This window comes from Enterobacter sp. JBIWA003 (assembly GCF_019968825.1).
Taxonomy (GTDB): Bacteria; Pseudomonadota; Gammaproteobacteria; order Enterobacterales; family Enterobacteriaceae; genus Enterobacter; species Enterobacter quasiroggenkampii.
The window spans coordinates 2,212,916-2,238,113 of record NZ_CP074170.1 but is presented as its reverse complement, the minus strand read 5'-3'; the positions used below and the strand labels follow the sequence as shown (position 1 = coordinate 2,238,113).

The window sequence follows — 25,198 nt, the reverse complement described above, 5'->3', positions numbered from 1 at the left end:
CCCTTTACTTTTCCATACTTGCTCCGCGGGTATGCCGTCATTTCGCTTTAGTGTAGAATCTGTACGGGGTAACTTGATTATCTGCACCCATTTAAAAGGAAACGCTATGACCACATTAAGCAAACGCCTTTGTCTGACAGCCCTGCTGGCGCTGTCATCGTTCGCCTTTGCCGCCTCTGCGACAGCGGAAACCAGCAAGCTCATTATTGAGTCTGGTGACAGCGCGCAAAGCCGTCAGAACGCCGCCATGGACAAAGAACAATGGAATGACACCCGTAACCTTCGTCAGAAGGTCAACAAACGTGCTGAAAAAGAGTGGGACAAAGAAGATGTCGCTTTTGACGCGCGCGATAAGTGTCAGCAAAGTGCAAACGTCAATGCCTACTGGGAGCCAAACACCCTGCGCTGCCTGGATCGCCGCACTGGCCGCACGGTAGCCCCATAATGTCGGTGTCCTGCGACGTTAAACTCCGTCCGCTGGAGCGTGAGGACCTGCGCTTTGTCCACCAGCTCGACAATAATGCCAGTGTGATGCGCTACTGGTTCGAAGAGCCTTACGAGGCGTTTGTCGAGCTGTCCGATCTCTACGATAAGCACATTCACGATCAGAGTGAACGTCGGTTTGTGGTGGAGTGTGAAGGTGAAAAAGCGGGTCTTGTGGAGCTGGTTGAGATCAACCACGTTCACCGCCGGGCGGAGTTTCAGATCATCATCTCCCCTGAGCATCAGGGAAAAGGCCTTGCGTCACGGGCGGCTAAGCTGGCAATGGATTACGGATTCAACGTTCTGAATCTCTACAAGCTTTACCTGATTGTGGACAAAGAGAACGAGAAAGCGATCCATATCTACCGTAAGCTGGGCTTCATGGTGGAAGGCGAGCTGATTCACGAGTTCTTTATTAACGGTGAATACCGCAATACCATCCGCATGTGCATTTTCCAGCATCAGCACCTGGCCGGACACAAACCGTCAGGCGCCAGCCTGCTGAAACCTACCGCGCAGTGAGATTGATGACAAACCTTGTCATGAACCATTGCGCTGTCTTTCTTGCCGGGTGGCGCTGTGCTTACCCGGCCTACAAGGTGCTTCATTGTAGGCCCGTGCAAGCGTAGCGCCGCCGGGCGAAACGTACAAAATGCACGTTACTCTCAGTAATATTCAATCGTGTTCTTGATGGTGTACTTGCGCTCAACGGCAGGTTTGACGCTGTCGTCCGTGATCGTCAGATCGCAACTCACCGGGTTATTGTGGCGGTCGTAATCGCAGCTCTGCTTCACGTTGCCCAGCGGCTTATCATTCAACATGCTCACTGCCGAGTAATCCATTCTTTTGCGAAGATCTTTAGACGGCGTCGACTGGACGGACAGATGCTGATCCCCGGAGACGGTGGTTTTGCCCAGCGGGTAGCCATCCGCGTCGTAGCGATACTTCACTTCCATCTCTTTGCCGTGCGCCGCCACCACAAAACCGTTGTCGTCGGTATCCCACGTCACCCCGGCTGACGGCAGTTCGGCCAGCTGGCATTTCCCCTGCAGCTTCACTTTGCGCTGCTGGGTTTCTGCGTCAAGATAGTAATTGGCATCCAGCACCAGCGCCACGCCGGTGTTGGCCTCCAGGTCGTGCAGCTCCAGCGTATCGAAACACCCTTCCGTCGAGACGGTGCCGGTGACCCGTTTGGACACTTCGCCCTTCTCGTTGAACAGCGTCTGGGTAAAGTCTTTGACCGGTCCGCGCAGCGGATCAAAATCAAACTCGTTTGAAAAACTCGCCATCTCGGGCGTAAACGACAGCGGCGCGGAGCTGTTGTCGCACCCCATCAGTGTTGCTGCCAGTAGCGTTATCGCTGCGTATTTCTTCACATTTATTACCGTAGAGGGAGATTATTCCCAATCATATTAGCAAATACAGTTGTTTACACGAAGCCTGCTAAAATTAATCTCTACACAGAGAAAAGGAGCTACAGATGAAACGGTTACCCTGGATTACCGCCCTGCTGTTAATGAGTGCCTCAACGGTCGCGCTGGCGGCACCGGATTCCTGCGAGCGCGTGAAAAGCGACATTCAGCAGAAGATTATCAACAACGGCGTGCCTGAATCAGGGTTTACGCTGAGCATTGTGCCGAACGACCAGGCCGACCAGGCGGGCACGCAGGTGGTAGGCCACTGCGCCAACGACACCTTCAAAATTTTATACACCCGCACAGGCAGTGGTGCGGCAGCTGAACCTCAGTAATTGCCCCTCAATCCCCTTTGATTTGATGAGGATTAAGATTTAATACCCCCAAATAAGTAACACTCACCCCATCATTAGCCCGGATATCATTTCGGGAAAAATAATACGCAATTATAATGATGGGGTGAGCCATGTCCGATATTGAACATCACGGCGGAATTAGCCGTCGAACTCTCGTGAAATCTACGGCGATAGGTTCTCTGGCGCTTGCCGCTGGTGGGATCTCGCTGCCTTTTGGTTTAAAAAGCGCCGCCGCGGCGGTGAAGCACGCCGTCCAGCCGCCTGAAGATACCGTGGTGTGGGGCGCCTGCTCGGTCAACTGCGGCAGCCGCTGTGCGCTGCGTCTGCACGTGCGTGACAACGAAGTGTACTGGGTCGAAACGGACAACACTGGTGAGGATGTGTATGGCGATCACCAGGTGCGCGCCTGCCTGCGCGGACGTTCAATTCGCCGCCGAATCAATCACCCTGACCGTCTGAACTACCCGATGAAGCGCGTGGGCAAACGCGGCGAAGGTAAGTTCGAACGCATCACCTGGGATGAAGCGCTCGACACGATCGCCGCCAGCCTGAAAGACGTGGTGGCCGACTACGGCAACGAAGCGGTGTATATCAACTACTCCTCCGGGATTGTCGGGGGCAATATCACCCGCTCCTCCCCTTACGCTTCGCTGGTGGCGCGTCTGATGAACTGCTACGGCGGTTTCCTGAGCCACTACGGCACATACAGCACGGCGCAAATTGCCTGCGCGATGCCCTACACCTACGGCAGCAACGACGGCAACAGCACCTCGGACATCGAAAACACCAAACTGGTAGTCATGTTCGGCAATAACCCGGCAGAAACGCGCATGAGCGGCGGCGGGATTACGTACTATCTGGAAAAGGCTCGCGAGCGGTCCAACGCGCGCATGATTGTTATCGATCCGCGCTACACCGACACGGCAGCCGGACGTGAAGATGAGTGGATCCCAATCCGTCCGGGTACCGATGCCGCGCTGGTAGCGGGTATTGCCTGGGTATTAATCGACGAAAACCTGGTCGACCAGCCGTTCCTCGACAAATACTGCGTCGGCTATGACGAAAAAACGCTGCCGGAAGGCGCGCCCGCTAACGCTCACTACAAAGCGTATATTCTCGGCCAGGGTGATGACCACACGGCGAAAACGCCGGAGTGGGCCTCACGCATCACCGGCATTCCGGCGGATCGCATCGTTAAGCTTGCCCGCGAAATCGGCTCCGCGAAGCCGGCCTACATCTGTCAGGGCTGGGGACCACAGCGCCAGGCAAACGGCGAGCTGACCTCCCGCGCCATCGCCATGCTGCCTATTCTGACTGGGAACGTGGGGATCAACGGCGGGAACAGCGGCGCGCGTGAGTCCACCTACACCATCACCATCGAACGTATGCCGCTGCCGGATAACCCGGTCAAAACGCAAATTTCCTGCTTCAGCTGGACGGACGCTATCACCCGCGGTCCGGAGATGACCGCCCTGCGCGACGGCGTGCGCGGCAAGGATAAGCTGGACGTGCCGATTAAGTTCATCTGGAACTACGCGGGCAATACCCTCATCAACCAGCACTCCGATATCAATAAAACCCACGATATCCTGCAGGATGAAAGCAAGTGCGAGATGATTGTGGTCATCGATAACTTCATGACGTCGTCAGCGAAGTATGCCGATATCGTGTTGCCAGACCTGATGACCGTCGAACAGGAAGACATCATTCCTAACGATTATGCGGGTAACATGGGCTACCTGATATTCCTTCAACCCGTGACCGCGCCGAAATTTGAACGCAAGCCCATCTACTGGATCATGAGCGAAGTGGCGAAACGCCTCGGGCCGGATATCCATCAGAAATTCACCGAAGGACGGACGCAGGAACAGTGGCTGCAGTATCTGTATGCCAAAATGCTCGAAAAAGACCCTCAACTGCCGTCCTATGACGAGCTGAAAAAAATGGGTATTTACAAGCGTAAAGATCCGAACGGCCATTTTGTGGCCTATAAAAAATTCCGCGAAAACCCGGAAGCCAACCCGCTGAAAACGCCATCGGGTAAGATTGAAATATACTCCAGCAAGCTGGCGGAGATTGCGGCCACCTGGGAGCTGGAAAAAGATGAGACCATCAGTCCGCTGCCCGTCTACGCATCAACCTTCGACGGCTGGGATGCGCCCGAGCGCGCGCAGTTCCCGCTGCAGCTGTTTGGTTTCCACTTTAAGGCCCGTACCCACTCGAGCTACGGTAATGTAGACGTGCTGAAAGCCGCCTGTCGCCAGGAGGTCTGGCTTAATCCTGTCGATGCCGAAAAACGCGGCATTAAGAACGGCGATACGGTGCGCGTCTTTAACGAACGCGGCGAGGTGCGAATTGAAGCAAAAGTGACGCCGCGCATCATGCCCGGCGTGAGCGCTATGGGCCAGGGTGCCTGGCACGACGCCAATATGAGTGGCGATCGCATCGACCACGGCTCATGCATCAACACCCTGACCACACACCGCCCTTAACCACTGGCAAAAGGCAACCCGCAACACACCAATCTGGTGCAGATCGAGAAGGTGTAGCGGGTGAATGGCGTGGTCGTGGTTTATTCTATGGTTTGTATTATCGGTTAACACAGTCGCGCGGACACCCTCCGCGCGAACAAGGAAGATGTAATGAAAGATGTCTCACATCGTGAATCGTTCGCATTCAGCGCCCGGGTGCTGGGCGCGCTGTTTTATTTCGCGCCAGACAGCGAGCAGGCCGCGCCGCTGGTGCAGGCCCTCACTGCAGGGGATTGGGTTCAGGACTGGCCCCTGCCCCCGGAAACGCTGCAGCCTGTAGCTGACACCTTTGCCGCGTCTGCCGATGAGCCGCTGAAGGACGCCTGGCAACGGCTGTTTGTTGGCCCTTACACCCTACCCGCGCCACCGTGGGGCTCCGTCTGGCTTGATCGCGAATCCGTACTGTTCGGCGACTCGACCCTCGCGCTGCGCCAGTGGATGCGGGAGAACGCTATCGCATTTGAAATGCAGCAGAATGAACCGGAAGATCACTTCGGGACGTTGCTGCTGCTGGCGGCATGGCTGGCCGAGAATGGCCGCGATGCGGAGTACGCTCAACTTCTGGCGTGGCACCTGCTGCCGTGGAGCACCCGCTTCCTGTCCGTGTTTGTCGACAACGCCGGGCATCCGTTTTATACCGCGCTGGGTAAGCTTGCGCAGCTGACGCTCGCGGAATGGCGATCCGGGCTCCTTATTCCGGTTGCGGAAAAGACGCTGTATCGCTAAGGGGTGTGGCTTGCTCGCGGGTAGCGGGCAAGCTGCACTCAGAAGATAGCGTTTAAAAATTCATATCGAAACATGAGTCATGTTAAGATTGATGATATATAATGGCCTTTCCTAAAAAAATGATGCTATCTGTTGATACATACAAAATAAAAAATGACTGGAAAACACCCTTCCGAAAATAAGTTTAAAAGGCTACTTATAACAGCCATAACATTTACCATTTTAGGTGCATGGATCTGGTATATGTCATGGACAACAAGCATCTCCAATTATACCATTTTGCAAAAATCGATTCCTGAATTGACCACGTATATTTCTGTTGGAGTCGTGATTGGCGCGCTTTTGGTTATACGTTCTTTTTTTGTGCACGCCTTTAACCAAACTTTAAAATACTTTGCCAATACTTTCTTATGCGGCTTTTGCCTTGGGTTTGTATTGAGCTTAAATTGTTATGATATTTATGTCTATCTCTTCCCGGACAAAATAATTGGCTATGAATCTGAATATGAGGTTGTCTTTCCGGGGCCTTCGAGAGGTAAGCATGGCCATTGTGAAGCGGGTCTCTGGTTAAAAGATCAGAACACCAACAGATGGATTCAGCTTTGTACAAACAAAGAATATCTGCACAGCCACCGTAAGCAGGGAATGACTGGGGTATGGGTAACGGCTCGTGTGAATAATATTGGAAGTTATATTGTGAATTATGAGTTTATTTATTTGTAGGCACTACCCTATCTATTTTTGTTCCGGTGAATATGAATGGCGCTCAATGTCCGCTCCTTGCTTATAGCCGTCAGCCTGATACGTCGCACCACAGATTGCGCATTCACAGCGGAGAAACCGACTATGGGCAGGGTCATCTCAAAATCGAATCAGGGTAAATTTCATTCAGACCCCCACATTTAGTGGTGGATACGTGACGACTGTTCATCTATTCTGCTTTTTCAGCGAGCAAGCCGGAGTCATTTTTAGTGGATAATCCCATATTTCTGAAAACCATCATTATCTTTATTCTCATCCTGTGGGTAATAGACATAGGCAGGAGAAAGAAAAAAAAGCGTTATGACTCCGCTATAGCAGAGGCTAATGCCAGAGAACGCTATGAATGGCGCTATCTCAGATGGGGTTGGCAGGCAATACGAGTGGCGGCGGCAGTGTATATCTTTGTTCAGCTGATTCAGTTTTTACTGAGATAGATGGCAGAAGAAGGTAAGACAGGCAAGGAACATCTCACTGTCCAGGCCAACTGTAGTTGCGCCTCGGTGGTAGAAAGTGTGAGGGTTCCCTGTCTGCCAATAGCATGCGTTACAAGCCTTTAACCAGTATTTGGTTATGTATCACCGACTGATTCCCCCTCACTCGCACTCTCTTTACTTTGAATGAACCGAAGTGCCAGGTAGAGGTCTGGCGCCAGAATCATGTCATCATCATTCATTGTTGGCCGACTGTCTTTAAACCAGCGTGTTAATTCCGTTTTCCTGCCCGCAAGGATTAATTTAATCTGTCGGCCTTTCAGGTCACGCTTTAACTCATTAATGGTTGCCAGGACGCTGATGTCTGAATAGGTGAAGCAGGCAACGGCATCAATGACCACCCATTTAGGTTGTATGGCTGCCCCATCAACCAGGTTCAATACCCGACGTTTAAAATAAGCCACATTAAAATAGGTCAACGGTGAGTTAAATCGATACATCAGCACGCCCGGGACCATTTTAATATCGGTGGTATTCCCTAACGAATGAATCATTCCATCTTCGTCAGTGCCCAGCAGGTGCTCAGAGGGACGAAATACTGTACGAAGGAATTGTAACAACCCAAGCAACACCGCAAGGCCAATCCCCTGGATAACGCCGATAATTAAAACACAGCCAAACGTGAAGAAGGCCAGGCGAAATGCCTGTTTATTTCTGCGTCTCAGGTTCCATAGTCCACGTAAATCAATCAATGACCACGATGCATACATTAGAACAATACCTAACGCAGATACCGGAATGTATTGTAATGGCTGTGTGAAAAACACCACGACAATACCGATGATCAAGGCGGCGACCACGGAAACCAGCTGGCTTTTCCCCCCAACCGAATCATTCACCGCGGTCCGGGAATCGGCGCCACTGATAGCAAACCCCTGAGATAACCCCGACATAATGTTCGCAATACCCAGCGCACGGAACTCTGCATCCGCATTAATTTCGTAGCCATTTTTCGCGGCAAAACTGCGGGCGGTCAGCATCAGACTGACAAAACTGACCAACGCCAGGTTCAGCGCCGGGATCACCAAATCACGCATCGGCCCCGGCTGGAACACCCCCCAGTGAACGACCGGTAAACCAGGCTGGAAGCCATCTCCCCCTATCGTGGCAATACCGTACTGTTGCGCAGAGGTCACCCATACCAGTGCCGTTGTTATTACAATGGCGATTAAAGGTGCTGGCCACTGGCTGCGATACGTTTTGATCACCATTAAAATAATTAACGTAAAAAGGGATATTCCTACGGTTAATAAATGGCTATCTGAAAGTCGACCTGGCAAGGCGATTATTTTTTCAATAACCTGCGCCTCATCAAGCTTGATCCCCAATACCTTGCCTAATTGCCCGACGATAATCGTCACGGCTACGCCATTAAGTAAACCGGTAAGAATGGGATGAGAAAGCAGATCGGCAAGCGCGCCCAGGCGAAATTTACTGGCAAGGAGGCACCACCCGCCCATCATCAATGTCATGATGATCGTCAGTTGCCAGTGCAGTTCGGGATTACCTGCAGAAAGCGGAAATACGACGGCCGCAATCACCGCACAGGTTGTGGCATCAGGGCCCACAATAAGCTGGCGAGAAGAGCCGAACAGTGCGTAAGCTATCATTGGTAAAACGCAGGAATAGAGCCCTACAATTGCCCCCACACCCGCCAGCTCAGCGTAAGCAATCGCAACAGGGAGCGCGACAGCCGCAACGGATAATCCCGCTTTAACATCATGTTTTAGCCAGCTTTTATCGTAGGCCAACAAATTTTGTAGCCCTGGCATGTAGTTCAACAATAGCTTTCCGAACACGTTATTCTCCGGACATGAATATTACCCACGAAATGTTGCCACACTTTTAAGTGAGGTTCTGGCTTTCAAATGCTCCGGAGGGAGGCCCCGCCGCTCAGGTCCTGTAAATACTTAATCATTTTATTATTCTGACTGGTGTTAAACATAGTTCAAAAACGAACGGTTAGTCGGAGATGGAACCGGTAGCATGGTCGCCGACGTTGTAACCCGTTATTGGTAGTTGAAAAGAGGCCAGGAAGTGCGGAAGAATATTTAAACATTACTGAAGCTAAAATGGATTGCGGGGTAAGAGATGGGAATGTCTCAAGCAGTAAAGAAAATCGCTGTGGTGGCTATAGTGGTGAACCTGGCCGCCGGATGCGCGCCGCTACACCCTTCCGGCTGCCATAAGACCACGGCAACGGGTAATTGCGGTTCAGGACGCTGGGACGATCAGGATGAATGGGGCGCGCAGGCGCGGGCAATCAGGGCGGCAATAAACGCCGAAATTGAAGAGCCGCAACACTGGAAAGGGAAACAATGCAGGTTGCATATTGAATTTGCTCAGGATGGCACACCTTTAAGCATCTCAACCAGTAACGGCAATAGCGCCTATTGCGAAGCGATAAAATCAGCCGCCCATAAAGCCAAATTCCCGGCCTTCAGCAATCCGGAAGTTTATAGAGATTTTCAAAAATCAGGCTTCGACATGCGCGGTTAGCTTCAAGATTATGTCTTGAATGGCGCGCTTTGCTAAACTCCGCCATGCTGCTTCAGGCCATGTTCTCTTTGTCATGAGCGGATTTTTGGGTAGTTTCAGTAGGACGGTATTTCAGCATAATGCGACTGTCTGTAAGCATGGTTGTTTTTAATACAGCCACACACTACTGAATCTAGCTCCGGCAGGCGCTACCGCCCCACAAAAGAAAGGATGCACGAGATCGAGCTATGCGTACTCATCAACAGAATAAGTCCCGTAAGCTGTATCGCAGCGTCAACACCACTACACGACACCAATCTAATAATCCTGGTGCTGAGTATCGCTGGGAACGCAACGGTAAAAAAGTCGGAAATGAGCTAATGGCAAAGCGCGGGACAATGCATGGCAGACAGAAGCGTGGCCGAGATTACACACCCTTGTTTTATTTCCTGATCAAACACAATGGCAAACCATGGGATGAAATATTCAGTGAAGTATGTGGGCGTCTTGATACTACCGAGCCTGTATTCTGGTTAGTCGCACGACATGAGCATCAGCGAAGAGATTTAGTCTGCATTGGTGAAAGTAGTTTTTATCCGGGTCTGTTTGTTGATGAGAATGGAATTCTTCAACAGGTAAATCCTTCAATTTCGGGAAAGGACGTGAAAGTAACTTGCCGCTGCTGCACACACACCTATATTGGTGAACCTGTCCCCTGGATAGAGTAACTGACAACATTTCCTGGGCTGACATGAGTGCCGCTGACACCAGCTATGAGAGCGATTGCAAACTTCCGCTCCTCGATCCAAACTGACCTACTATTTCTGCAATGTCAGTTTTGTGCCAGGGGCGGACATTAAGAACAAGAGTCTTAGTTGGTCAACGGGGAGCAGGTCAGCGGTTGTTGTCAATGCCAGGCTTCAAAGTTTTAAATATTGCATTCATAATGGTAGGGACTCTACACATGAAAAAACAATTGTTACTGCTTATATTGCTCGTCACTTCCCAATCGTGGGCAAATCAATCCTCCCCTGGGGAGCAAGCTAAACAAATGGCTGAAGCAGCATGTCTATACCAATACAATGTTATCTACTCTCGCTTTACTTTGGGTTTTTCTGAGGAAAAAGCAATTCAAGTATCTTCTCAAATACTAACTAATTATTTGGAAATTCATAAAGAAAATGCAGGGGACTTTTTTCTTTCCTCGATTCGTAGAAGCACAATCGCACAATTACGGGAGTTAGAAGTAAATAAAGCGGCAGTGCAGCAACTAAAAACTCCCCCATCAGATTTTAAAGATAATTTTTTATCCTCTTGTAATGCAATAAAAAAAGAGCAATTGGAAACTATGCATGTTTTTGGTTAAATCCACCATACATGCTGATGAGCTTATTTTTCGGCCATCGCATTTGTTACTTTTAGCCGGCCCTCATAGCATATTTCGCGGCGCTTCAGGCGGTCCGTTGCAAGCCAAAAGCAGACGTTGATAACGTTGAGATATGTTAATTTATGGGGATCAGGTCAACACATAAAAGGAGAAGAAGATGCAAATCAAGTTTGGGGTGTTGTTACTCGTGGTGCTTGTGCCATTGACATCGACTGCAGCAAAAGGGAGTTTTGTTTTTTCGGTCGGTAATGAGAAAACTTCGTTTGACTCTGGATGTGTAAAGTCAATTGATTATGTAGAGAAGGATGAGACAGGAGCGGAGAATTTAGTCTTTAGATTCTCCGATGAATGTGGCAAAAGGTTGTCGGACATGACCCGACAGAATATCGGAAAGCATATGACCGTCACCTACGATGATAATAAAATTACTTCCGCCATGATTGCCTCGCGCCTGAGCACCAGTTTCAGAATATCCACAAAAGACATACCAAGAATAATATTAATGCAAATACTTAATGATTATGATGGTGTTCGTGATTAACCAGAAAAAAGCGGCAAATAATAATTTATTTGGCAATGTAAAAGTCATTCATAAATACAATTTCCGCTCTTCGCTCAGAGCGGATATCGATCTTCGAGTCGATCCGCGCCGTGACACGATCGGATCTTTCTATGGCTATTGCGTGTCAAAAAATTGAGCGCATGCCGCATCAGCATATCATATCTATAAGTCAATTTCTCTATCTGCAACATAAATCACACCTTTCACTTCATTTGGCAATGTTTCATATTTCAATGGTGTTTTTGGTTGCGAAATTAATTTATACCCACCTTGTTCATAGTTGTAGCTGAACAATCCTTTACTTGACATCTCAACAAATGAGCGCAGATAGCAAGAACGTTGATTTTCATTTGAAAAAGCAGGCAGATTGCCTTCTATCACATAGACCTCTGACAAGGGTTCCAATGAGTAAATATAATCAAGAATAAAATTATAGTCCTCGACAGATGACTTGATCCTTTCAGGAATCGGCCCCTGACCTGCTGTTGCAAAATGCGCTAAGTACCCTTCCTGGCTGGATAAAAACCAGTCCAGATCATATTCTAAAAAGTCATCGTCCATTTTCGTCATTTTTTAACACCAAATATCTTTGTTCATTTCTTACACCGTAGAATCACATCGCCACTACCTGACCAGATGCGATGACCTACCCCGGTAGATTATCACATGCTAGTGTTAGTCCTGCATCTGATACAGAATGGATTAAAGGACCGTTTTTCGCTCACTGCGAACCTTAAGCTCAGTCAGATCGTCCGCATCGAACCAGAGGGGGACTGTGCCAGCCGTGTACTGAATTGAGATGACTCGCATGGAACTGTCTGACAAGGTCCGCGTTGTCTGCACCGAAAGCGAACATTGTCCCGTTCCCGTGACGCAAGATCTCAACTTTCCGTATGTATGCTAAAATTTGTACAGCTGCAGGCCAAAAATTAGTTCTTATAAATTCAGTACGTTAGCCAAAGTGAGCGGATATGGATAATATTCCACATAAGCAGACAGCCCGTAAGAGATACCCCGCATGGCTGTGGTGCGGAAGTTTTTGTCTGGTTACATGGAATTGCTCTGCAGATGAAATAAATTTGTATTCTATAAACACGGGCTCATACGTTTATCATCTGACAAATAATCACGGACAATACACGGAGAACTTTGAAAACAAGTTTATATCCGTGGAGAGGAAATTTTCGGACACATCGAAATATAGTGTTGTGCTAGGCACAATGAAAAACAGCTTTAATGACAGATGTCTGGCTGCCGGCGTAAGAAGAGACTGGGCTGGGTGGAATAACGGTTGGGTTTTTAAGGGAATCTATGGATATGTAGGCGAATTTTTCTTTGATACATTCGATGATTGTGGTGATCATGGTTCATACCATGATTTTAAAAAAGTAACCGGGATAGGATTTTCTCCCTACATATATCACGGATTCCAGTATAATTTTACGTCTTATTTTGGCATGGATGTGGGTATTATCATCCCTTCCGTGTTTGTCATCACAGCCCAATGGAGCTTTAGATAAATCCGTCAACCACATGTGCTGTAACTGTCAGCAAGAGGTTCCGCCCCGCCATCTAAACCGGAGCGGCTTATATACGGCTCAAGACCACCAGCCGCCGTAACCCACTATTAAAAACTGTACGTCACCTTCAAACTCCCCGTAGGCGACGTTTTGCGTTGCACAATGGGACTATCACCCGCTTCCCCCGTCAGTTGCGTCACGCCCGCAGAGGCAAGCACGCTCCAGCGAGAGGTGAGCTTGTGGGTCCAGTCAAGGTTCATCGACCAGGCATAAACCCCGGCCCCGGCGTCATGTCGGGCAAAGCCCGATGCGGCCGACTGGACGGCGTTGACCCCGTAATACGTCTGCATATACTTGTCGGATCCCCAACTGCCGGTCAGCGCCAGCGTCACCGCATTTGTTGGTGAAGTATAGAGCGGGCTGCTCAAGCCGAAATGCACCGCCTCTCCGTTGTCTCTCTCAGACACCGGAACCTCAGCCTGCAGCTGCAGATTCAGCCAGTCGGCCACCCTGTACCCCAGCCCGGGCACGATGATTGCCGAGCCTTTAATCTCTCCCATCCCTCGCAGCTCGTCGCTACCGGAGCTGATCGAATCGCTGCTCACGTCTTTATCTTTACGGCCAACTCGATAGCTCAGCGCTGCGCTGTAATCCAGGTTGCCAACGTTGTTACCGTAACCGATCCCTCGCGTGGTGCCGATAAAGAAGCCATTTGCCATGGAATAATCCACTACCTGAGCCGCTGAGACGCGGGTTTTATCTGAACCCGAGTAGCGCGGCCCCACATCCACGCCGCCCCCCAGGGTTAAGACGTTACCCTGACGCTGTTCTTCCGCCAGTACAGGCGTAGCCAGTAACGCCAGAACGACGCCCGGCACGAGGGTTTTCAGGCAGCGGTCCGAAAGTAAATGAGGGAACGTATGACGCAGTTCAATATTTCTCATTAAGGAAGTCCTTATGGATTCAAATGATGACGATGCAGGCGGTTAAACGCCGGAACGCCCATTTTGAAGAGTGACCCTAAGGTTCTTATGAGCCGAAAATGAAGAAACACTGAAGCGCGGCCAGGTGCTGTCATCCGGACAGATTTCCTGCTACCGTTTTTTTCTTAAGTTATTCTTCATTCACGGTTGATACCGTTACCAATGTGAAAATTCTACTTATCGAAGACGACCTGGATCTCGGCAATGGCGTACGTATCGCCCTATCAGATCAAGGATTTGACGTCATATGGGTTCGCCGTAAAGAGGATGCGCTGCATCAGCTTGACGTCTGCGTGCCGGAACTTATTTTGCTCGACCTGGGGTTGCCCGACGGCGATGGCATGAGCCTGATGACGCGTTTGCGTCAGCAACTCAAGGGGATCCCCGTCATCATCCTGACGGCGCGAGGGACGCTGCAGGATCGCCTGTGCGGGCTGGATGCCGGCGCGGACGACTATCTCGTCAAACCCTTTATTCTCGCCGAGCTGCTGGCGAGAGTGCGAGCCCTTGCACGGCGCAGCTACGGTTTTGAAAATGAGGCGATAGAAATTCGCGGGCTATCCCTTCATGTTCCGACGCGCCGCGTGACGGTGAGTGCGCGGCATATCGATTTAACGGCCAGTGAATACGCGCTGCTGGAAACGTTGATGCTGCGCGCGGACCGCGTGCTGACCCGGCGGTTTCTGGAAGAAAGGATATTCGGCAACAAAGAGAACCTCAGCAACGCGCTCGACGTGCATATGGGAAATTTACGGCGAAAAATCGGCGATGGCTATGTGCGAACGGTCCGGGGCGTCGGGTACGTTATTGATACCGTCTCAATACAAAAGGTGACCGGTTAATGCAAAACGTCTGGTATCACCTGAGGCGTCCGACGCTGGTACGGCGAATTATCATCGCCCAGATGCTGCTGCTTACCCTGCTGTGGTGTCTTTTTGTAACTTTCATTCTTTGGGAGGACCTGCGCAGCCCCCCTATCCTCACGGGCAGTAAAACGTACGAAACCGTTTTTACCCTGGCTGAGCGTATGGACGGACGCCCGCAGGATCGTACCGCCGTGCTGGAGGCCTTCAGCAAGGCGCTGCGTGAAGGTTACGGCGGAGGGGAAGATCCCGTGCTGTCGATTAACCTCATCGTTCGCAAAAATAATACCGTTATTTTTGCCTCCGACGGTGCGCCCGCAGGGATAACAAATACCCGGTTCGGCGAACTGGAGCATGTTCAGCGTGGAGATCGTACCTGGACCAGCCGCACCCTCAAATCTCCGCACTCCGACGTGGAGGTTACCCTTTTCACCCCGGCCAGCGGCTGGAACTTCTTTATTTACCTGAACTCACGCGGGTACTACATCCTGCCGCTGCTGGTCTGCTTCCCTTTTCTGCTGTTTCCCGCGTGGCTGTCAATACGCATTGCGATGCGTCCCTGGAATAAGGTGGTCAATGAGATTACGTTACGCACGCCGGACGATCTCTCCCCGTTAAAAGCCGTACCGAAGCACAGAGAGCTTCGCCAGATGGTGGACGCGATCAATGACTTTCTTGCCAGGGTGCGTGAAAGCGCGGAAAGGGAGCGGGTTTTCATCGCGGATGCCGCGCACGAGCTGCGTACGCCCCTCGCGGCGATGCGCATCAACGTGGAGGCGCTGCAGTCCTGGGTCATCAGCGAAAGCCAGCAGGAGCTGCTTGCCGGCGTGATCCGCAGCAACAGCCGCGCCGCGCGTCTCGTCAACCAGCTGCTGCTGATGATGCACAGCGAAGCGCGTATTGATACGGCCATGGAGCCCGTGCCGCTGACGACGCTCATCCAGGCGCGCATGGCCGAGCTGGAGCCCTTAGCGTCTGCGCGGAGGATCGAGCTGGAATTCTTTGCGGAGGATGAAGTGTGGATCTCAGGCGTCAGGGAACGCCTGGTGTCGCTGATTGATAATCTCATTGAGAATGCCGTGAAGTACAGCCCCGAGGGCGGGCGGATTCAGGTCGACGTGTGTGCAGGCGATCGCGTCGTTCAGCTTCGCGTCTCCGATGCGGGCCCCGGTATTCCGGTCGAGCTGCAGGAGCGCGTGTTCGACCGCTTTTTCCGCGATCCCAATCAGGTGCAAAGCGGCAGCGGGCTGGGGCTTGCCATCGTCAAAGCGGTGGCGCAGCAACACAACAGCAGCGTAAATCTGGGTTCATCTGCAGAAGGTGGCCTTCTGGTCACGGTTGACTTCCCGAACCGCACGTTTAGCTAAAGCAGAACAGGGGGTTTGATCGCAAATGCCGCAGATTGCTTCAAAATAATTACCGTATTTGTTATATTGTTGTTTATTGCTTATTCACCTCTGCGGTGCCAAAAAGAACAAGATTCACCGCAACCCAGGACAGAGAAATGTTAGATTACCGCTTCCCGACAGCTTTGCAGATGGTTCTCAGCGTAGCGATGGCGGAGCAATTGGGTGAACGTTCAACGAGTGCGATTCTGGCCTATGGCCTGGAAGCGAACCCGAGCTTCATCCGCAAATTGATGGTTCCGCTGACGCGAGACGGCATTATCGTCTCAACGCTTGGCCGTAACGGCTCCATTCATCTTGGTCGCCCGCCGGAAGAGATCACCCTGCGCGACATCTACCTGTCGGTCATCGAAGATAAAAAGCTGTGGGCGTCGCGCCCTGACGTACCGGCCCGCTGCGTGGTCAGCGCTAACGCATGCTGGTACTTTAAATCAATTTCCGAAGAGGCCGAGCAGGCGTCGTTAGCGGTACTGGCCCGCCATACCGTAGCAAGTGCCCTGGAAGCGGTGAAAAACGCCGACAGCAGCGGCTGGGATCCGCTCCCCGACCTCATCGCCCAGTATCAAAAAACATCGTAACGTTTTACCTGATGCGAAAAAAAACCGCCTTCACTGTGAAGGCGGTTTTTTATTATCAGCAACGTCCTTAAGCGGGCAGCACGTCCCTTTCCTCTTTCTTCCCACGCGTGACGAACTTACGCAGCGTCACGTAGAACACCGGCGTCAGGAACAGACCAAACAGCGTCACCCCCAGCATACCGGAGAATACCGTGATCCCGGTGACGCCACGTACTTCTGCGCCCGCGCCGTGGCCGAGGATCAGCGGAATGGTCCCGGCAATAAAGGCGATGGAGGTCATCACAATAGGGCGTAAACGCAGGCGGCACGCCTCCAGCGCGGCCTCCATGATGCCTTTACCCTGAATTTCCAGCTCGCGGGCAAACTCCACGATAAGAATGGCGTTTTTACAGGCCAGCCCCATCAGCACCACCAGCCCCACCTGCACGAAGACGTTGTTATCGCCCCCGGTCAGCCAGACGCCAAACAGCGCGGAGAGCATGGTCATCGGCACGATGAGGATCACCGCCAGCGGCAGCGTCCAGCTTTCATACAGCGCCGCCAGGACCAGGAATGCCAGCAGCACCGCGACCGGGAAGACGATCAGCGCCGTGTTGCCCTGGGTGGCTTGCTGGAAGCTCAGATCCGTCCATTCAATGTTCATCCCGTTCGGCAGGATCTGTTTAGACATCGCGTCCAGCTGCGTCATCGCCTGCGCAGATGAGAGCACGCGCGGGTCGGCATCGCCAATCAGGTCCGCCGCCGGGTAGCCGTTGTAGCGGATCACCGGATCCGGCCCGTAGGTGGTCGTGATGTTTACCATACTGCCAATCGGTACCATTTCGCCCTGGCTGTTACGGGTGCGCAGATTCGCAATATCTTCCACGCTGTCGCGGAACTGCCCGTCGGCCTGCGCCATCACGCGCCAGGTACGTCCGAACTGGTTGAAGTCATTGACGTACGACGAGCCCAGATAGGTTTGCAGCGTCCCGAAGAGATCGGTCAGCGACACGCCCTGCGCTTTCGCCTTATCGCGGTCAACCTGCACGTCCAGCTGTGGCACGTTAGCCTGGTAGGTTGAGATCGGGAAATGCATCCCCGGCGTCTGCATAATCGCACCGGACATGGTGTTCACCGCATTTTGCAGCGCGCCATAGCCCAGACCACCGCGGTCCTGGATGTACAGGGAATAGCCCGACCCCTGACCCAGCCCTAAAATCGGCGGCGGCAGGATGGAGAAGCCAAAGCCCTGCTGGATTTGCGCGATTTTCGCGTTAATCTCCGCATTAATTTCCGCCGCGGAATGTTTACGCTGGTCGAACGGCTTCAGGCCGAAGAAGACCGTCCCGGTATTCGGCGTATTGGTGAACTGCAGCGCATTCAGCCCCGGAAACGCGACCGCATAGTCCACGCCTTCGGTATTCATCCCGATTTCGCTCATTTTGCGGATCACCGCATCGGTGCGGGCCAGCGAAGAGCCTTCCGGCATTTTCACACCGCCGATCAGGTAAAGCTTGTCCTGCGTCGGAATAAACCCGCCGGGCACCGCTTTAAACATGACGCCTGCGGCACAAAGCAGCAGCAGATAAACCACGAATACCGCGCCGCGTCGTCCCAGCGTTTTGCCCACCAGCCCCTGATAGCCGTTTGAGCTACGGAGGAAAAAGCGGTTAAACGGACGGAAAATCCAGCCGAACAGACGATCGATAAGCCGGGTCGGGAAATCTTTCGGCGCGCCGTGCGGCTTTAACAGCAGTGCCGCCAGCGCCGGAGAGAGCGTCAGCGAGTTAATCGCTGAAATCACCGTAGATATCGCGATCGTCACCGCAAACTGCTTGTAGAACTGGCCGGTAACGCCCGACAGAAACGCCATCGGCACAAACACCGCGCACAGTACCAGCGCAATCGCGATAATCGGCCCGGACACTTCACGCATCGCCTGGTGCGCAGCCGCAAGCGGCGCAAGCCCCTCTTCGATATTTCGCTCGACGTTTTCCACCACCACGATGGCGTCGTCCACCACGATACCGATGGCCAGCACCAGCCCGAACAGGCTGAGGGTATTCAGCGAGAAGCCCAGCAGGTAGAGAATGCTGAAAGTACCCACCACCGACACCGGCACCGCGATCAACGGAATGATCGACGCGCGCCAGGTTTGCAGGAACAGAATGACCACCAGCACGACCAGCACCACGGCTTCCAGCAGCGTCTGTACCACCGCACGGATCGAATCACGCACGAAGACCGTCGGATCGTAAGGTGCCGCCCACTTCATGTCTGCCGGGAAGCGCGTGGACAGTTCGTCCATTTTCGCGCGCACCGCGTTAGACAGATCGATGGCGTTCGCCCCCGGCGACTGGAAGATACCAATCCCGACCGCGTCTTTATTGTTCAGCTGGGAACGCAGCGCATAGCTCCCGGAGCCCATTTCAATCCGCGCCACGTCGCGCAGGCGGACGACCGTACCATCCTGCGTTGTTTTCAGGACAATATTGCCAAACTCTTCTTCGGTATGCAGGCGGCCCTGGGCGTTAATGGAGATGAGGAAATCACTCTCTTTCGGCAGCGGCTCGGCGCCAAGCTGACCGGCGGAGACCTGTACGTTTTGCTCCTGCATCGCCGTGACCACGTCCGAGGCGGTCAGCCCGCGCGCCGCCACTTTATTTGGGTCCAGCCAGACGCGCATCGCGTATTCGCCGGAGCCGAAAATCTGGATCTGGCCGACGCCGGGCAGGCGCGCCAGCTCATCTTTCACCTTCAGCGTGGCGTAGTTGCGCATATACAGCGAGTCGTACTTACCGTTGGGCGAAAACAGATGCACCACCAGCGTCAGCGTCGGGGACTGTTTCTGGGTGGTAATGCCCAGACGCCGCACGTCCTCCGGCAGACGCGCCTCGGCCTGCGCGACGCGGTTCTGCACCTGAACCTGCGCCTGATCGGGGTCAGTTCCCGGACGGAAGGTCACGGTAGTCACCAGCACGCCGTCCGAACCCGCGACGGATTTCATGTACATCATGTTCTCAACGCCGTTGATCGCCTCTTCCAGCGGCGTCGCCACGGTCTCGGCAATCACTTTCGGGTTGGCGCCCGGGTACTCCGCGCGCACCTGCACGCTTGGCGGCACGACGTCAGGGTATTCGCTCACCGGCAGCAGCGGGATGGCGATTAACCCTGTGATAAAAATCAGAATCGACAGGACGGCAGCAAAGATCGGCCTGTCGATGAAAAAGCGGGAAAAGTCCATGGGTTGGATTCTCAGGTCAAGGGATCAGTTGAGGGCGCTGGTGGCGGTCATGGCAACGGTTTTGGCGTTAACCGGCATACCCGGCATAAACACTTTCTGTAAACCCTCGACGATGACTTTGTCGCCAGGGTTCAGCCCCTGCCGCACAATGCGTAAACCGTCTGCCAGACGTCCCGGCGTAATGTCGCGACGCTGCGCTTTCCCCTCTTTATCCACGATATAGACGTATTTACGATCCTGATCGGTCAGCACCGCCTTGTCGTCGATAAGCGTGGCTTTGAACTCCGCGCTGCCCGGCAGGCGTACGCGGGCAAACAGTCCCGGCGTGAACTGACGCTGTGAGTTATCCAGCAGCGCGCGCATGCGGATGGTCCCGGTGCTCGGCGTGAGCTGGTTATCCAGGAAATCCACTTTGCCCTGGTGGGGATAGCCCTCCTCGCCCGTCAGGCCAATCTCAACCGGCAGCGCCGTGTGATTGCTGGACGCCCCCTGCCCGCTGCGGGCCAGGTTTTGATAGTGAAGATAGGTTGACTCGTCCACGTCAAAGTAGACGTACACCGTCTTCTGCGAGACCAGCGTGGTGAGGACGCTGGCAGTGTCGCCCGCAGTCACCAGGTTCCCGCTGGTGATCAGCGCCCGGCTGGCGCGACCATCGATAGGCGCGGTCACTTTGGTGAAGTCCAGGTTGAGCTGGGCTGCGTCAACCGCCGCCTGCGCGGCGCGAATGTCGGCCTGCGCCTGAACGGCAGCCGAACGTCGCTGCTCCCACTCTTCCCGTGAGACCAGATGGGTATTGATCAGCTTATCGGTACGGTTAGCCTCACTTTGCGCGAGGCTGGCCTGCGTTTTGGCTCTCGCCAGGTTCGCCTGCGCCTGTTCCAGCGCGGTGCGATAGGTACGATCATCAATGGTGAACAGCACCTCGCCCTTCTTCACTTCCTGGCCGTCGGTGTAATTCACCTTGTCAATGTAGCCGGACACGCGCGGGCGCAGCTGAACGCTCTCCACCGCTTCAATCCGGCCGTTAAAGCTATCCCACTGGCTAATCGATTTCACCACCACGTCAGCGGCACTCACGGCAGGCGCAGGTGGCGCGGCATTTTGCGCGACGCTGTTATCGCATCCGACGAGCAGCACGGAGAGCAACATTGCCCCCAGCGCGCTCAGATGAGAATTACCCCAGGTTTTTTGCAGGCTCATTATTTTTATTCCGATAATTGTCGCCACCGGGCAAGACGCAGCAGGAGGCACCGCGCCACTTCCTTTGTCCGGGGGCTGTCTTAAGGCCATTTGTGTCGTTCATCGCCACAAAACTGTAACAGTTGCGAATACACTATTCGCGGCGATTGTAGGAAGGCGCTTAACTAAGTGCAAGAATAATTGTTGCACTTTATGTGCTATTTGAGTGGATGTGAAAAGACCCGTTTCGGTCAGGGATTTAAATGCAACAATAAAACTTGCAATTACTGCAAAAACGCGCCACCTTTAAATGCAACAGACAAAGATACTTTTTCATCCGCTGCGTGGGGGTAACCAGATGAACACTGGCGCATTTATGCATGATTTACTCGACTGGATCGACAACAACCTGGACAGCCGACTGGACATTGAGACCGTCGCCAGGCGTTCCGGCTACTCGAAATGGCACCTCCAGCGCCTGTTCAAAGAGCATACGGGCTATCCCCTCGCCGGGTATATTCGCGCGCAAAAGCTGCAAAAATCGGTTGAGCGGTTATCCCGCAGCGATGAACCGATTCTGAACGTGGCGATCGCGCTGGGCTTTGACTCCCAGCAATCCTTCAACCGCAGCTTCAAGCGTCAGTATGGTCAGGCGCCTGGGGCATGGCGACGCAGTATGGGTGGCCCGGAAACACAGCAGCTTCGCCAGTAATGCATATTTTGCTGCAACATCGATCTGTTGCTGCTATACTGTATATAAATACAGTATAGCGAGGTGCACGATGGCTGTTGAAACAAAATTTGTTGTCGTAAGAAAAGGTGAAGAGAAAATGACATTTGCCAGTAAGAAAGAGGCTGACGCTCACGACAAGCTGCTCGATATGGCCGACGCGTTCACCGACTGGCTGTTGCAAAGCGGAATGCAGATGGATGAAACGCAGGCTGAAAATCTTGGCCTGTATCTCGCCGAGCAGAAAGAGACCGTGCAGCATATTCTGCGTACCAGCAAGCTTCCCGATCTCACTGCTCCAGCTGTAGCGGATAAAACAGAATCCGACGCGGCTGACGCAAAAAAAATCAGGGCTGTGAAAGCGGCCTGATTGCCAGAACAATCATCACTCATTTTGAACTCTTCACCAGGCCCGGCAGCCAATTCCGGGCTCCCCCTTTGCCAGAGATTCCCTACTTAATAATTGCTCTTTCATTCTTCAATGACAGTCATTGCACGTCATGCCTGCGATCGTTTTTAAACTGATGGTTTTATCAGGTATAAATATCGCTGATGTCTTATGAAACATTTTAATAATGAAGGAATTAGCTGCAGTCCGTAGTGATCTTCATCCTGGGATGAGATATAACCTGCTGCTGAAATTAACATTCTTGTAACGTTGATAAGGCTAAACAAATGAAGCAGGTTGGTATTGTTGGTTGGCGAGGAATGGTCGGTTCTGTTTTATTACAGAGAATGGTCGAAGAGAACGACTTCGACGATATCTCAGCGCATTTTTACAGTACTTCAAGCCCCGGGGCCGCCGGTCCAGTCATTGGCGGCGTCAGCTACACACTCAAAGATGCTAATTCCATCAGTGATCTGGCCGAAATGGATATCATCATTACCTGTCAGGGCGGTGATTACACAAAAGCAATCTATCCTGCTTTGATTAATCGTGGCTGGCAAGGCTACTGGATTGACGCGGCCTCAGCGCTACGGATGGATGAGAAAGCCTGCATTATTCTCGACCCCGTCAATCGCCCGACTATTGATCGTGCCGTTAAAGAGGGAATTAAACTTTTTGTCGGTGGCAACTGTTCCATCACGCTGAGTCTCATGGGGCTGGCAGGGTTGATTAAGGCTGACCTGATCGAATGGATGAGCGTTATGACCTATCAGTCTGCATCAGGTGCGGGGGCGCAATATGTCAGGGAATTAATTGTTCAAAGTGCCTGGATCAGTAAGCATTTGTCCTCTGATGAACTGGCATCATCAGGTTCAGTGCTGCCTTTAGTCAATAAAGTCAGTATGTTAATTAACAGCGCTGACATGCCGATACAGAATTTCGGCGCACCTTTAATGGGCAGCATTATACCGTGGATTGACAGCGATTTGGGGGATGGGAATAGCCGTGAAGAGTGGAAAGGTGAAGCCGAAACAAACAAAATTCTTGGTTTGTCTCCTGGTGCGATCCCGGTAAATGGATTGTGTATTCGTGTTGGCGTGATACGCTGCCACAGCGCCGCAATCACCCTGAAACTCAGGCGTGACGTCAGCGAAGAAGAATTCGCAGCGTTAGTGACGCATTCTCATCCCTGGGTTAACTATGTGCCCAATAACAAAGTTGAAAGCGTCAGTAAATTGACCCCGGCTTATATCAGCGGTTCGCTTCAGGTTGGTATTGGCCGTTACAAGAAAATGTCACTCAACAACGATCCAATATATTCGGTTCTGACGGTTGGCGATCAGCTATTGTGGGGCGCGGCGGAGCCCTTGCGCCGCATGTTGAATATTCTGCTGGGCAAAATCTAAGACATATTTTCTGAATAAAAGCATCTACTGAACAGGTGCTTTTATTGTATTGTCTCAGCGGGTTCGTGCCAACGCCGCCAAAATCATTTCACGCGCGTGACGCAATACCGATTTTATTTCGTCTGCCGGGATATCAGCGAGCCCCAGTCCGCGTAGCAGGAATATGCCTTCTACAGCGAGAAACGCGTGCCTGACATCGGCCGTCTCCTCTCCAGCCTCGCGTAGTGGTTCGAGGAGTGAGCGATACAGGTTGCGAACGGGTTCCAGCATACCTGGCGCATGCACGAGAGCCGTGATAAGAAACGCCGCCATCTGTGTTACAGCATCCTCCTCCTCCAGCGCTTCCTCGATGTGCGCAAGAATTAATTCTCGTGGTCCTGCGGCGGTATCTTTAAGACGCTGGCTGACTGCCTGCTGGAAACGCGTCACTTCGCGCTCAAGCACGGCGTATATCAGGCCATCCTTTGATGAAAAGGTATACACAAGGCCGCCTTTACTGATGCCAGCACGCTCCGCGACGGCATCCAGCGTAAATATCCGCCCTCCAGACTCAAGGATGATGCTTTCAGCAGCATCTAAAACGTGCTCTCTGTCGATCTCTTTTTTACGTGTCACAACTTCCCCTTGTCTTTTTCGACTGATCAGTCGCATAATGTTTTCGACTGGCCAGTCAGATTAGCACTGCGATCCTGGTACGACAAGATCGCTCCTGTAACTTTCCACCACTAAACACATATAAGGCAATGAAATGGAAGAGTGTTTCCCATCTGCAGCCATCGCACACTTTGTCATGAAAGTGAAAAATATTGAGTCGAGTTACGATTTTTATCAGGGGTTAGGTCTTCGCGGATTCGACAAATTTCCCGGAATGGCAATCATCGAACTACGCGGCGGCACACATTTATTGTTAGCGGCAAAAGACGATCCAATGACCGATACGCTTCACGACAGCCGTGTCGGCCAGCGCTCTGATTTTATTTCCGAAAAAATTGATCTGATGATCGCGGGTCATTCCAAATCAGATCTTGAGACTTATCGAACCGGATTGATTGAAAAAGGGTATTCCCCTTTGGAAATTGCAGAAGGTTCGCTGTATGGACATTATTACTTCTCAATGCAGGACCCTGATGGCAATGGCGTGAGTTTCTATACCAGCCACTGTGACGATAAGCCTGTCTGACATATCGTCTGGGTTTTATGATAATACTGGCGCAACCAGCTTATTGGCGCCGTTGTTCAACGCAGCCTGGTGGAAGTTACAGCAGGCTGCTTTGCGTTATCAACCATCGGAAATGATGTCCGCTGTTCGTTCACAGCAGACCTAACGTTATCTCCCCCCTCAACTTTCCCACAACACCCCGCCATAAAACCTGGTAGCTATACAAACACACCAGACTGTTATGTTAATACGCGTTACCCACTACAACGAGGAAACGCGCACGACCCCACATCCGCTACGCCAGATCATCGAATCCTGTGACCACGCCATCACCACCAAAAACTATGACGCCCTGATGGAATAGCAGGTGATCGAAGGCGGTGACAATGCCCTCGTTATCATGGAAACCGTTCTGCGTTTTCCTGATGGTCAGGGTGGAATAACGCAAATGTCGCGCCGCGCGACCTATGTTTTTCGGCTGGAAAGCGACGGTCGCTGGCTTTGTACTATCGACAACTCCTACGGTACGTCGCTTCTGGATACCGGGAACCGATCGCGTTAATCACGGCTTC

26 protein-coding genes and 1 pseudogene are annotated in these 25,198 nt (G+C 52.3%); 20 read left to right on the top strand and 7 right to left on the bottom strand.

What is annotated here, in order from left to right; translation table 11 throughout:
• The first annotated feature begins 106 nt into the window (after window positions 1-106).
• Both KGP25_RS10735 and speG read left to right on the top strand, forming a co-directional pair.
• Window positions 107-445, top strand: a complete 339-nt coding sequence (locus tag KGP25_RS10735) for a DUF1283 family protein (RefSeq protein WP_023335541.1) — start codon at window positions 107-109, stop codon at window positions 443-445.
• Window positions 445-1,005 (top strand): spermidine N1-acetyltransferase, encoded by a 561-nt coding sequence (speG, locus tag KGP25_RS10730; RefSeq protein ID WP_048030664.1) that lies wholly within the window; start codon window positions 445-447, stop codon window positions 1,003-1,005. Before KGP25_RS10735 ends, speG begins: the two co-directional genes overlap by 1 nt.
• A 143-nt stretch (window positions 1,006-1,148) precedes the next feature.
• Here speG and KGP25_RS10725 read toward each other — a convergent pair whose 3' ends face one another.
• A complete protein-coding gene (locus tag KGP25_RS10725; RefSeq protein WP_072052294.1) occupies window positions 1,149-1,859 on the bottom strand; it encodes a YnfC family lipoprotein in 711 nt (236 codons plus the stop codon).
• A gap of 104 nt (window positions 1,860-1,963) precedes the next feature.
• Between KGP25_RS10725 and KGP25_RS10720 the strand changes: the two genes are divergently transcribed.
• From KGP25_RS10720 to KGP25_RS10700, 5 genes are all read left to right on the top strand, one after another.
• Window positions 1,964-2,233: a DUF1161 domain-containing protein gene (locus KGP25_RS10720; RefSeq protein ID WP_223540406.1), complete on the top strand. Its 270-nt coding sequence runs from the start codon at window positions 1,964-1,966 to the stop codon at window positions 2,231-2,233.
• Between the two features lie 131 nt (window positions 2,234-2,364).
• Window positions 2,365-4,746, top strand: a complete 2,382-nt coding sequence (gene ynfE, locus KGP25_RS10715) for a selenate/tellurate reductase subunit YnfE (protein WP_223540405.1) — start codon at window positions 2,365-2,367, stop codon at window positions 4,744-4,746.
• 150 nt (window positions 4,747-4,896) lie between these two features.
• Entirely contained in the window at window positions 4,897-5,511 is a 615-nt protein-coding gene (gene dmsD, locus KGP25_RS10710; protein ID WP_223540404.1) for a Tat proofreading chaperone DmsD, read from the top strand.
• A gap of 153 nt (window positions 5,512-5,664) precedes the next feature.
• Window positions 5,665-6,234 carry a hypothetical protein gene (locus tag KGP25_RS10705; RefSeq protein WP_348984751.1) on the top strand — a complete coding sequence of 190 codons (570 nt, stop codon included), beginning with the start codon at window positions 5,665-5,667 and terminating at the stop codon, window positions 6,232-6,234.
• A 248-nt stretch (window positions 6,235-6,482) separates the two neighbouring features.
• Window positions 6,483-6,707, top strand: coding sequence for a hypothetical protein (locus KGP25_RS10700; protein ID WP_223540402.1), 225 nt, complete (start codon window positions 6,483-6,485; stop codon window positions 6,705-6,707).
• A 134-nt stretch (window positions 6,708-6,841) separates the two neighbouring features.
• Here KGP25_RS10700 and KGP25_RS10695 read toward each other — a convergent pair whose 3' ends face one another.
• A complete protein-coding gene (locus KGP25_RS10695; RefSeq protein WP_223540401.1) occupies window positions 6,842-8,563 on the bottom strand; it encodes a SulP family inorganic anion transporter in 1,722 nt (573 codons plus the stop codon).
• Window positions 8,564-8,861: 298 nt separating this feature from the next.
• Here KGP25_RS10695 and KGP25_RS10690 point away from each other — a divergent pair, with 298 nt between their 5' ends.
• The 4 genes from KGP25_RS10690 to KGP25_RS10675 all read left to right on the top strand — a co-directional run bounded on the left by KGP25_RS10690 (window position 8,862) and on the right by KGP25_RS10675 (window position 11,170).
• A complete protein-coding gene (locus KGP25_RS10690; RefSeq protein WP_223540400.1) occupies window positions 8,862-9,263 on the top strand; it encodes a cell envelope integrity TolA C-terminal domain-containing protein in 402 nt (133 codons plus the stop codon).
• 227 nt (window positions 9,264-9,490) lie between these two features.
• The gene (locus KGP25_RS10685) at window positions 9,491-9,970 is read left to right on the top strand and encodes a hypothetical protein (protein WP_126534437.1); all 480 of its coding nucleotides are present in this window, start codon (window positions 9,491-9,493) and stop codon (window positions 9,968-9,970) included.
• Between the two features lie 236 nt (window positions 9,971-10,206).
• Window positions 10,207-10,608 carry a hypothetical protein gene (locus KGP25_RS10680; protein WP_126534436.1) on the top strand — a complete coding sequence of 134 codons (402 nt, stop codon included), beginning with the start codon at window positions 10,207-10,209 and terminating at the stop codon, window positions 10,606-10,608.
• A gap of 178 nt (window positions 10,609-10,786) precedes the next feature.
• Window positions 10,787-11,170, top strand: a complete 384-nt coding sequence (locus KGP25_RS10675; RefSeq protein WP_069719327.1) for an Insecticidal toxin complex protein tccz — start codon at window positions 10,787-10,789, stop codon at window positions 11,168-11,170.
• A gap of 183 nt (window positions 11,171-11,353) precedes the next feature.
• Here the strand turns inward: KGP25_RS10675 and KGP25_RS10670 are convergent, their stop codons facing one another.
• A complete protein-coding gene (locus tag KGP25_RS10670; RefSeq protein ID WP_223540399.1) occupies window positions 11,354-11,761 on the bottom strand; it encodes a hypothetical protein in 408 nt (135 codons plus the stop codon).
• Window positions 11,762-12,162: 401 nt separating this feature from the next.
• Between KGP25_RS10670 and KGP25_RS10665 the strand changes: the two genes are divergently transcribed.
• Window positions 12,163-12,711 (top strand): hypothetical protein, encoded by a 549-nt coding sequence (locus KGP25_RS10665; RefSeq protein ID WP_223540398.1) that lies wholly within the window; start codon window positions 12,163-12,165, stop codon window positions 12,709-12,711.
• A gap of 107 nt (window positions 12,712-12,818) precedes the next feature.
• On the opposite strand, the gene KGP25_RS10660 is transcribed toward KGP25_RS10665, so the two are convergent.
• Entirely contained in the window at window positions 12,819-13,655 is an 837-nt protein-coding gene (locus KGP25_RS10660; protein ID WP_223540397.1) for a MipA/OmpV family protein, read from the bottom strand.
• Window positions 13,656-13,858: 203 nt separating this feature from the next.
• Here KGP25_RS10660 and KGP25_RS10655 point away from each other — a divergent pair, with 203 nt between their 5' ends.
• The 3 genes from KGP25_RS10655 (at window position 13,859) to KGP25_RS10645 (ending at window position 16,541) form a co-directional block, all read left to right on the top strand.
• Window positions 13,859-14,536: a response regulator transcription factor gene (locus KGP25_RS10655; protein WP_025911426.1), complete on the top strand. Its 678-nt coding sequence runs from the start codon at window positions 13,859-13,861 to the stop codon at window positions 14,534-14,536.
• Window positions 14,536-15,924 (top strand): ATP-binding protein, encoded by a 1,389-nt coding sequence (locus KGP25_RS10650; RefSeq protein ID WP_223540396.1) that lies wholly within the window; start codon window positions 14,536-14,538, stop codon window positions 15,922-15,924. The genes KGP25_RS10655 and KGP25_RS10650 overlap by 1 nt, the downstream gene beginning before the upstream one ends.
• Window positions 15,925-16,061: 137 nt before the next feature.
• On the top strand, window positions 16,062-16,541 hold the full coding sequence (locus tag KGP25_RS10645) for an Rrf2 family transcriptional regulator (protein WP_025760257.1): 480 nt from the start codon (window positions 16,062-16,064) through the stop codon (window positions 16,539-16,541).
• 67 nt (window positions 16,542-16,608) lie between these two features.
• Here KGP25_RS10645 and oqxB read toward each other — a convergent pair whose 3' ends face one another.
• Both oqxB and KGP25_RS10635 read right to left on the bottom strand, forming a co-directional pair.
• Window positions 16,609-19,764, bottom strand: coding sequence for a multidrug efflux RND transporter permease subunit OqxB (gene oqxB, locus KGP25_RS10640; protein ID WP_021241210.1), 3,156 nt, complete (start codon window positions 19,762-19,764; stop codon window positions 16,609-16,611).
• A 24-nt stretch (window positions 19,765-19,788) separates the two neighbouring features.
• Window positions 19,789-20,964, bottom strand: a complete 1,176-nt coding sequence (locus tag KGP25_RS10635) for an efflux RND transporter periplasmic adaptor subunit (protein ID WP_223540395.1) — start codon at window positions 20,962-20,964, stop codon at window positions 19,789-19,791.
• A 337-nt stretch (window positions 20,965-21,301) separates the two neighbouring features.
• On the opposite strand from KGP25_RS10635, the gene KGP25_RS10630 reads away from it, so the two are divergent.
• From KGP25_RS10630 to asd, 3 genes are all read left to right on the top strand, one after another.
• On the top strand, window positions 21,302-21,655 hold the full coding sequence (locus tag KGP25_RS10630) for a helix-turn-helix domain-containing protein (RefSeq protein ID WP_196346236.1): 354 nt from the start codon (window positions 21,302-21,304) through the stop codon (window positions 21,653-21,655).
• Between the two features lie 70 nt (window positions 21,656-21,725).
• Window positions 21,726-22,043, top strand: coding sequence for a YebG family protein (locus KGP25_RS10625; protein WP_024909116.1), 318 nt, complete (start codon window positions 21,726-21,728; stop codon window positions 22,041-22,043).
• Between the two features lie 305 nt (window positions 22,044-22,348).
• Complete coding sequence (gene asd, locus KGP25_RS10620) at window positions 22,349-23,467, top strand: aspartate-semialdehyde dehydrogenase (RefSeq protein ID WP_216356878.1); 1,119 nt, start codon at window positions 22,349-22,351, stop codon at window positions 23,465-23,467.
• Between the two features lie 54 nt (window positions 23,468-23,521).
• Here the strand turns inward: asd and KGP25_RS10615 are convergent, their stop codons facing one another.
• Window positions 23,522-24,082 carry a TetR/AcrR family transcriptional regulator gene (locus KGP25_RS10615; RefSeq protein WP_216356879.1) on the bottom strand — a complete coding sequence of 187 codons (561 nt, stop codon included), beginning with the start codon at window positions 24,080-24,082 and terminating at the stop codon, window positions 23,522-23,524.
• Between the two features lie 133 nt (window positions 24,083-24,215).
• Between KGP25_RS10615 and KGP25_RS10610 the strand changes: the two genes are divergently transcribed.
• The gene (locus tag KGP25_RS10610) at window positions 24,216-24,647 is read left to right on the top strand and encodes a VOC family protein (RefSeq protein ID WP_111966777.1); all 432 of its coding nucleotides are present in this window, start codon (window positions 24,216-24,218) and stop codon (window positions 24,645-24,647) included.
• A 220-nt stretch (window positions 24,648-24,867) separates the two neighbouring features.
• A pseudogene (locus KGP25_RS10605) lies at window positions 24,868-25,188 on the top strand (hypothetical protein).
• Window positions 25,189-25,198: the final 10 nt, after the last annotated feature.